Below are 9,561 nucleotides of genomic sequence, written 5' to 3' on the forward strand. Positions count from 1 at the left end.
AATTAAAGATTTTATAGTATATTAAACAAAGGATAAAGATCATTTTACAGCCAGGAAAAGAGACCTATGAAAATAAGTCCTAAAATATTCCTGCTGTCATCTCTCTTGATGTATACGCTTATCATCACAGCCCATGGGAGGAAAACTATGGAGAATATCGTTTTTGCCACCTTTGCCCAGGATGAATCCGAACTGGAACAGGCTCTGGTGCTGGCCAGGAGCCTGCGCACTTTTGGCGGAGATATGAAAGAGGCGCCATTCTGGCTATACCTTCCGGCCGAATCACCCGAACTGGCGGGGAAGATCGGCGATAGGTCAGCGCCGCTGAATATCAAGGTGCGGACATCCGCCACTCCCGAAGCGGCCATGGATTACTATTATTCCGGCAAGACCTTCGCCGCCGGCAATGCCGAAGGGGCCGCCGCCGGGAATTTTAAGGTACTGGCCTGGCTGGATGCCGATAATGTCATCGTCCGGGAGCCGAAGGATTTTCTTATAAAAGACGGGGTTTGCTTCGGCTGGCGGCCGGTGATGCTCAAACTGATCGGTTCGGCCTATAATCAGCCGCCCGACGAATTCTGGTCACGATTGTACGCTAAACTCTCCGTAAAGCCGGAAGCGATCTTTCCCGTAACCACGCCGGTGGATAACGAGCAGATAAGGGCATATTTCAATGCCGGGATACTGATAGTCCGGCCCGATCGGGGGATCCTGCGAAAATGGCCGGTATTCTATGAAAAGCTATATTCCGATCCATTCTATCAGGATGAAAGCAAAAAGGATATTAAAAAAAACATCTTCCTGCACCAGACGGCCCTGGCTGGGGCGGTGCTGAATATGCTCAACCGGGATGAGATGGTCTGTTTCGACGACAGGCACAATTATCCCTTCTTCTTTTTTGAGAAATACCCAGCCCACAAACAACTGAAATCGCTGGATGATGCCGTTACCATCCGACATGATGGAGTGATGTATCGAGATAAGGGCTGGAGGGATAAGATGGCGGATACCTCAAAGATCGCCCAGTGGGTAAAAAGTCAATTCTCTCAATAATAATGAAAATCGGACAAGAATAAAAGAAGCCGTTACGGTTAGTAACGGCTTCTTTTATCAAACTGGTGCGCCATAAAGGACTCGAACCTTTGACCCGCTGATTAAGAGTCAAATCTGGGCCTTTTATAGAAGAATTGTGATTTCAAGGAGTTCATAAAAACAGCTTATCAATTCGGGGGTTATAGTATTTTGTTAATTTTGTGGGCTTTGTTTATTTATACCAGTATTGCTTCAAACATGGCACAAATTTGGCACAAACGCCCCTCCTTAGGATGAGGGGCGAGGCTTGGTTTTAAAAAATAAGAAAGGTAAAAGAAAGGAATATATGATCCATAAGACACTTACATTTCTCCAGGAGCATTTACGGGGAGCTGAGAATAAATTGAATCTATTTAAAAGTGGAATAATCCGGCTTCAATACCGGGCTATTCTTTTATGTTGACAAAATGAATATAATGAGAGTATGATATATTTTATTAGGATGTTATTATGTTATATCATGATTAACGATGTTTTCATTGAAAATTAAAAAGAAAGTAAAATTAAACATCTATAGTTTTGCTTGATATATTAAATTCTTTTTTGGCAAGTAATAGCTATATCGGTTCAATCATATACAATTGAATTTTGCTTGACACATAATTAAATATATAATAAAATCTTTAATTCATAATTGTGGACAAGATGATTTATAACTTCAATAGAAGAAGCATTAAGAGCGATTATTCGGGATATGAAGAATTAATTAATTTTTTTACAATAACCAGTTCTTTGCAGGCTCAAGATATTCATATTGACTTCAGTAATATATTTTTTAATGCTAATCTATGTGCAGTATTAGGAGCAATGTTTGAGGAACTGCAAAAGCGAACGAATAGAATATTTATTCAAAATGTTGATCGAAGATTAATAACATTACTTAAGCGGAATAAATTTCTCACTTATTTCGGTAGCCGCGAATTGCCTGATTATTATAAAACAGTTATAAAATACAGCAAGTTCGGTATTCATGAATTAAAAATATTTAATGAATACTTGCAAAAAGACTTACTTTCAGCTCAACATATACCACAAATGTCGGAACGACTAACTAAGAAAATTAATGAAAGTTTACTTGAACTATTTGATAATGCTGTAGCGCATGGTGAATGCGTTAATATTTTTAGCTGCGGTCAATATTATCCCATTCATAAAGCTTTAGATTTTACGGTTGTTGATATTGGAACAACTATACAAGAAAATGTGAATAATTATCTGAGAGAAAATTGTTCAGCAACTGAGGCGATTGACTGGGCAGTAAAAGATGGCAATACTACAAAAATTGGTTCTATTCCGGGTGGCTTGGGGTTATATTTAATACGGGAATTTTTAAAAATCAATAAGGGGAAAATACAAATAATCTCATCAGATGGTTTTTGGGAAGAAACTAATGGTAAGGTAATAGTGAAAAAATACAGCAATGCTTTCCCAGGAACGATAGTCAACATTGAATTTAATATTGATGAAAAGTATTATTGTTTTAAATCAGAAATTAATGACATTGAAAACAATTCAACTTAAGGATGAAAACAATGTCCGATAAAGAGGAAATACAAATAATAATTTTTCAAGAAGCTGGTTGCGACGCTGCTGTTTCATACGAGGATGGTAATAATGTTTTTCTTCGTATTGAGCAGGCTTTCACAAACGCTCAAAGTGTTATTATTGACTTTGCAAATATTAAACTCTTAACTTCAATATTTTTAAATGCCGCAATAGGACAATTGTTTGGTAAATACGATGAGATATATATTCAAACGCATTTAAAAATAATTAATATATCGGAAGAAGATAATATAACATTTATGAAAGTTATTGAAAGAGCCAAACAATATTTTAATAATAAAAAAAATGATGGGATTGATAGAAACATCGATAAGGTTATGAATGATGAATAATTGTCATGATATTCGCAGATATAGCCCCAAGAATGATGACAGATTTATTTTAGATACAAATATCTGGGCTTATCTGTATTGCAATGTGCCTGCAAAGAAATATTTTATACGAGAGTATAGTGGATTTTTTAAGAAAATCATAAATTCTGGTGCATCAATATTTATTTCGTCGTTAATATTGTCAGAGTTTATTAAAATATACCATCAAATCGAGTTTGAGTATTTAAAATTAAAGGATCCAATGAAATATGTAAACTATAAATCTGACTATCGTAATACTCATGATTATTGTGTAGCAATGAAAGGCGTGAAGAATGTTTTGACCAACAATATAATGAAATGTGCAAAACCTATTGATGATAAATTCAAATCGATTACTATAGAGCAGTTAATAGATGATGTCGAGAATTGTGATTTTAATGACAAATATCATGCGATTTTAGCAAAAATTGAAAATTTATCACTTGTTACTAATGATGGCGATTATCAAAGTAAATCAATTAATAATATAAATATACCGATATATACATGCAACGATAAACTACTAAAGCCGAAATAACTATTTGATTTTTATAATATACCATATATCGGATTAAGCCTTAATATTGCTCGACATTGGTGCTATTATATCGATAATGAGATTGACCCTCATATTGTACCATGTGTATCTTTAGGTTAGTTGAGAAAGATGAATATGCTATTATTAGTCACTTTATATAAAGGTGATAAGGAATGTTCGGATTTGGAGTAAGATATAAGAAGCCGCAATTAAATTGCGGCTTCGGTGATATCAGGGTATCTTTTTAAAGACGATTATTTATGAAACTATCCGACATTTGCTTCGAGTGGCACCTTGCTAATAAAGTTAGTAAAGTTTTGATTCAGGAGTGTGTTGATCTCTTTTCTGCACACTATGGTATATGGGGGAAGACGGCACCTTATGGCTTAACTCCTGGAGAGCGAGTCCGTCTCTCCCCGAAGCGGATGAGTGCTCTTTTGACTGGCCCTGATACTTGGCTTGCTCTCGCGCGTCACGAAGACTACCTGGTTGGTTACGCTGTTGCAGTTCAGGCCATCGTTCCGGATAAAGGAATCTTGTCGTGGGTTTCACAATTAGTTGTTCATTCAAAATATCAAGGAATGGGTATTGCCAAGAATCTTCTGGCGTCTGTATATGGATTCTCTGATCACTTTTCGTGGGGGCTTGTCACTGCCAATCCCAAGGCCGTTAGGGCATTGGAGAAGGCAACTCGACGTAGAGTGGACCCATCTATGGTATATACACATTCAGACTTGCTAAGGGCGTTCGCCAAAGAACACGTTCCATATGTTGGTGAAGGTATTTTTCGTTGTGATGAGACTCGATCTGTTGTAGACACATCCTTCCATCTCGATCTCGACGAACTTGACTCTCTTATTATGGCAACGTCCGATGTGAGTAAGGAGCCATGGAAATTGGGTGAGCTTGAAGCCGGAGAAGAGTGGATAGCGTTTACCTTCAACGAACAAAAGCCGTTTCCAATTACTTGCTCAGACCTTGACATACTTCTCCAGCATTCCGAACAAAAGCTATGGCAAGCTTTCGAACGCATGACGCTTGACGACAACCATCGTTGGATGAAATTCGCTGCGGAAGAGGTCAAATACCTAATGGAGACCTACGAAATATGTCCAGGCTCTCGAATTCTTGATCTTGGTTGTGGTACGGGTCGCCATTCCCTCGAAATGGCCAGGATGGGGATGGACGTCATTGGAGTTGATTTTATTACAATGTTTATTCAAAAGGCTAAAGAAAGAGCGGCCATACAAAAACTTCACTCTTGCTCCTTCTATATTGGTGACGTGCGAAATCTTGACTTTGATCATACAAGGTTCGATGTTGTACTTGCTCTATACGACGTCGTTGGATCCTTTGCAAGCGAAGAAGAGAATATGGCAATTTTAAGGACTATTGTGAATCGATTGACTCCTGGTGGCCTTGCAGTAATTTCAGTGATGAATATGCACCGAACCGAGCATAACGCACTTTTCCGTGCTTCATTGAGAGATAATCCAGAAGAACTCTTCCGTCTTCCTCCAAGTAGCACGATGGAGTCGTCTGGAAATGTATTTGATCCGAGATACTATCTAGTAGATTCTTATTCTGGCGTTGTCTATCGTCGGGAGCAGTTTAGTCGTGGAGAGCAGCTTCCAACCGAGATTATTGTGCGTGATAAGCGATATACAAGGGAATCCATTGCTAGTCTTGTGAGGGAGAGTGGTCTTGAGATCCTTAACGTTCGATATGTTCGCGCAGGTCAATTCGATAAGGAAATAGACCCCGTGAAAGCCAAAGAAATATTGGTAATAGCAAGGTCTCCAGTAATAAAAAACGTTTGAACTAAAACCCGTTTGACGTGATATTCTCGTGCAATTTGGCCTACCCGCTTCGGAAAAAAAGACTAAAAGAAACAACAACAAGTATTACTAGAATTCGATATATTATGATCAATTTTAACTCAGCACGATAGCGATCAATAAATTATCATATCCTATCCGGAGACTTATAGTTGTTTGGATATAGAGCAAACAGTACATTGCTGTAAGGCTAAATTATATTTTATTTATTGTTGACAGATACTAAATATAGTGATAATATTACCGTTATCGTTCTGTTTAGATATTAATCTGGGAGACCATCAGCTTAGTTTTATTATAATTTTTTTATAAAACATATTGATTTAAAAGATCATCACAATGGATAAAGAAATCAAATATATATACCTAGCACATCCATTTACTGACAATTATGAATATAATATTAAAAGAGTGACTGCTATAGCAAATGCTATTGTAAAACATTCGATAGATAATCCAGATTGTTTTTTTGCTCCTATAGTTCCACATTTAATTTTATCGGTGTTTAATGAGGAGAAGGACAATTCCGTAAGATCATACACAGAAGAAATAAGTAAAAATTTAGTACTTTTCTGTGACGAATTATGGCTTGTTTCAGATATCATCTCAAAGGGTATGCAGTTAGAAATACAATCAGCTCAGGAAAACACCATACCTATAAGAAAATGGTCAGAAATTAAATTAATAGTACCTATACTATGTCAATTTGATAATATTTAACTTGTTATTATTTTAAGGAATAAAATGTCTTATCTTGAGATAGAAAAAATTAAAGAAAAAAATATTGTTCCATGGGCCGCAACGTGCGAGAAATATAATAATGATCCTGATGAAAGAAGAAGTGCATTTAAACATGATGAGGATGAGTTTATTTATTCATCTGCGTTACGTAGACTTGCGGATAAAACCCAAATAGTGGTTAAGCCAGAATTTGTTGAGCAATACCGATCTAGATTAACGCATACTTTAGAGGTACAGCAAATAGCAGAAAGTATAGGTTCACATCTTTCCTTAAATAATGAACTTATTAATGCTATTGCGTGTGGTCATGATTTGGGCCATTGCCCATATGGCCATGCAGGAGAAAGAGCCATACAAGGAATATTTAAAGCGAATATACTACCGTTATGTGATCTTGGGAAACTTAAAATTAATTTAACAGAAGCATTATATTTTTACAATATAAAGGTAAAAATAAAGCGTGAAATACAACCATATTATTTATTTCACCATGCTGTTAATTCGGTTAGAATAATCGAAAGGAAGATGAAAGGTATAGGATTTATAACAAAAAGGGGAATTATTACTCATAGTTGGAGTCCATGGCAGAATCAAAGCAAAATAAAATATGGTATCCCAGATACACTTGAGGCACAAGCTGTTGCTATAGCTGATCAGATTGCTGGTATAAATCATGATACCGAGGATATTTTAAATTGTAAGGAATCAGATTATGATATTGATAAAATAAAAAAAGCCGGATCAAAACATATAGATAATAAGGGTTATTTGAAATATTCTGATGCGTATGCGATATTCAACGAATGGTTTTTAACAACGGAATCTACTCATATAAATGGATGGGGGCGTAAAAAAAGGTTAAGAAATATAATCAATAGTGTTATTGATTACTCTTCGGATGAGATTTACAAATATTATATTGCAAAGGAACCAAGAAGATATGGAGAAGAACCTGTACTTCAATTAGATAAAAACATTAAATCTTTCTTATCTGGATATGAGTCTTTTATCCGTAGCGAAATAATACAAGTAAAGAATTGTTTTAAACAAAGAGACGCACAGGCAGAAGCTGAAATAGGAACGGCATTTAATTTTTTTAAAATAAGAGATGAAAATGATCAAACAAATATTAAGGAAAAGGAGAAAGAGTGCATAAATGCATTTAAATTATCGATAAGCGATGATAGATATAACGAGGATAAAATATTTATTGCTTTTATAAATAGTTTAAAAAAACATAATGGAGATAAATTACGACATTACCTTGAGATAATTGATTTTGTGTGTGGTATGACAGACACATATTTGCATAAAATCATAGGTATTGCCAATGAGCAGTTCAATAACAGTAAATAATAAAAAGGTTATTATATTATAATAAATATGGGTACATTGACAAATTATAAAATATCTTCTGACGGTTCGAAGAAATATATTTGGGAAACAGAGGATGGCTTGCATTATGAATCCGCTCTGGTTGATTTAGATTATAGAACCCCAAATAAAGTAATTTGCGTATCATCAGCTATCGGTTGTACTATAGGTTGTAAGTTTTGCAAAACAGGGCAAAAATACCATAGAAATTTAAATAATAGAGAAATCATTGAACAAATAGAAAATATTATACAACATGATAGACTAAAAAGTGCATCATCTTCTAAAATGTTCGAAATTAGTTTTATGGCGATGGGTGAACCCCTTTTGAATTACAATAATCTAATAAAAACATTCGATTGGCTTGGAAAAGAGTATGGTGATAATCTTGAAGTAACGGTATCTACTGCAGGCCTAGTAAATAAAATATATGAACTTGCTGAACTAAATTATCCTTTTAGTATCGATTTGCAGATATCATTACATTCTACTGATCAGTATTTGAGAAATAAGTTAATGCCAGGTTTAAGAGACAATATTAAAGATATTATTAATGCATCTGAATATTATGCTAGGAAGGTTAAAAGAAAGGTCTGCATTAATTACTTATTGCTTAATAATGTTAATGATAGTGAGAAAGAGCTAAGGGCCTTACATAAATTATTGAACCCAAAATATCATTATGTAAAATTATCAGAAATAAATTCTAATAGCTCACACTTTAGTAAGCCTCCCGATAGCAAATATAAAATATTTTATAATTTCCTTTTAAGTAAAAATATTGAGACAAAATTGTTTAAAAGCAAAGGTGTTGACATCGGAGCTGGATGTGGGCAATTATCTGCAGCAGAGGATATAAGGTTAACATCTTTAAATTATAATAGAACAAATTCGAAGAAAATCAATACAGTATTTTAATTATATGAGTATTGATTTATGAGAAAAATTCTCTTCTATATTATTTCCCTCCTCTCTTTTTCCCTTCTAAACGCCCAACAAGAAGCAACAACATCTGATGGAAAGAAAGTAATCCTCTTTGAGGATGGAACCTGGCAATATGCTGTTTACATTACTGAAATAAAACCCGTACATATTGATTTCCTTGAAATCCCGGAAAATCCCTCTTCTTGCCAAATGGTGGTTCATGCAGGGTATACTCTTTCATATAATGAGGAGCATGAGCAGGCCAATTGGGTGGCTTATGAATTGACTGAGAAAGAGACAGAAGGGAAGCATAAGAGGACGAATAAATTCATTGTGGATCCGGATATCTCAACTGGATCAGCAACCAGCAAAGATTATAAGAAATCAGGCTATGATCAGGGACATTTAGTGCCGGCCGCGGATATGGCCTGGTCCCAAACTGCAATGACGGAATCGTTTTATTACAGCAACATGAGTCCCCAGGAACCAAGCTTCAATCGCGGTATTTGGAAGAAGCTGGAAGAACAGGTCAGGGGGTGGGCAAGAGAGAATAATGCAATATATGTCATTACAGGGCCTGTATTGACTGATGGATTGCCCACCATAGGCCCAAATAAGGTCTCTGTGCCCAAGTATTATTACAAAGTGATATTGGACTATACTCTCCCCGAAATAAAGGCTATTGGCTTTATAATGCCCAACGCGGGGTCATCAGAGCCATTACAGAGCTACACAGTGACTGTGGACAGTGTTGAAAAGTTTACTGGGATAGACTTCTTTTATCGGCTTCCGGATGACCAGGAGAAGATAATAGAAAGTATTCTTGATGTCGGGGCCTGGTTTAAAGAATAGTAAGCTTGCTCTTTGTAATATAATCCCGCAATTCAAAATGGAGAAGATCAAAGATGAAACAAAAACTCGTTCTCCTCTTGAGTTCCATTCTATTTGTGGGACTCTTTGCAAATAATTCTTTTGGGCAGGATGATCAAACAGTTTATGTTACAAGAACAGGTGCTAAATATCACCGGGTAACTTGCAGCTATCTTCGCCAGAGTTCAATACCAATGAAACTGTCAGAAGCAGTTAATTATTATGGTCCTTGTTCAAGATGCCATCCCCCCGTGTTAAACAATCA

10 protein-coding genes are annotated in these 9,561 nt (G+C 35.9%); all 10 read left to right on the top strand.

Annotation, left to right across the window (positions count from 1 at the left end):
* Positions 1-147 precede the first annotated feature (147 nt).
* Positions 148-1,053, top strand: coding sequence for a hypothetical protein (locus KJ869_05380; protein ID MBU1576621.1), 906 nt, complete (start codon positions 148-150; stop codon positions 1,051-1,053).
* 675 nt (positions 1,054-1,728) lie between these two features.
* Positions 1,729-2,613, top strand: coding sequence for a hypothetical protein (locus KJ869_05385; GenBank protein MBU1576622.1), 885 nt, complete (start codon positions 1,729-1,731; stop codon positions 2,611-2,613).
* Between the two features lie 11 nt (positions 2,614-2,624).
* Complete coding sequence (locus KJ869_05390; protein ID MBU1576623.1) at positions 2,625-2,990, top strand: STAS-like domain-containing protein; 366 nt, start codon at positions 2,625-2,627, stop codon at positions 2,988-2,990.
* Positions 2,983-3,549, top strand: a complete 567-nt coding sequence (locus KJ869_05395) for a PIN domain-containing protein (protein ID MBU1576624.1) — start codon at positions 2,983-2,985, stop codon at positions 3,547-3,549. Before KJ869_05390 ends, KJ869_05395 begins: the two co-directional genes overlap by 8 nt.
* Positions 3,550-3,809: 260 nt before the next feature.
* The gene (locus tag KJ869_05400; protein MBU1576625.1) at positions 3,810-5,369 is read left to right on the top strand and encodes a GNAT family N-acetyltransferase; all 1,560 of its coding nucleotides are present in this window, start codon (positions 3,810-3,812) and stop codon (positions 5,367-5,369) included.
* Between the two features lie 357 nt (positions 5,370-5,726).
* Positions 5,727-6,107: a hypothetical protein gene (locus tag KJ869_05405; GenBank protein MBU1576626.1), complete on the top strand. Its 381-nt coding sequence runs from the start codon at positions 5,727-5,729 to the stop codon at positions 6,105-6,107.
* A gap of 24 nt (positions 6,108-6,131) precedes the next feature.
* Complete coding sequence (locus KJ869_05410; protein ID MBU1576627.1) at positions 6,132-7,484, top strand: HD domain-containing protein; 1,353 nt, start codon at positions 6,132-6,134, stop codon at positions 7,482-7,484.
* A gap of 27 nt (positions 7,485-7,511) precedes the next feature.
* On the top strand, positions 7,512-8,420 hold the full coding sequence (locus KJ869_05415; GenBank protein MBU1576628.1) for a radical SAM protein: 909 nt from the start codon (positions 7,512-7,514) through the stop codon (positions 8,418-8,420).
* An 18-nt stretch (positions 8,421-8,438) separates the two neighbouring features.
* The gene (locus KJ869_05420; protein MBU1576629.1) at positions 8,439-9,278 is read left to right on the top strand and encodes a DNA/RNA non-specific endonuclease; all 840 of its coding nucleotides are present in this window, start codon (positions 8,439-8,441) and stop codon (positions 9,276-9,278) included.
* A 53-nt stretch (positions 9,279-9,331) separates the two neighbouring features.
* The coding region (locus tag KJ869_05425) for a hypothetical protein (protein ID MBU1576630.1) at positions 9,332-9,561 on the top strand (230 nt) is incomplete at its 3' end.

It is taken from the genome of Candidatus Edwardsbacteria bacterium (assembly GCA_018821925.1).
Taxonomy (GTDB): domain Bacteria; phylum Edwardsbacteria; class AC1; order AC1; family EtOH8; genus UBA2226.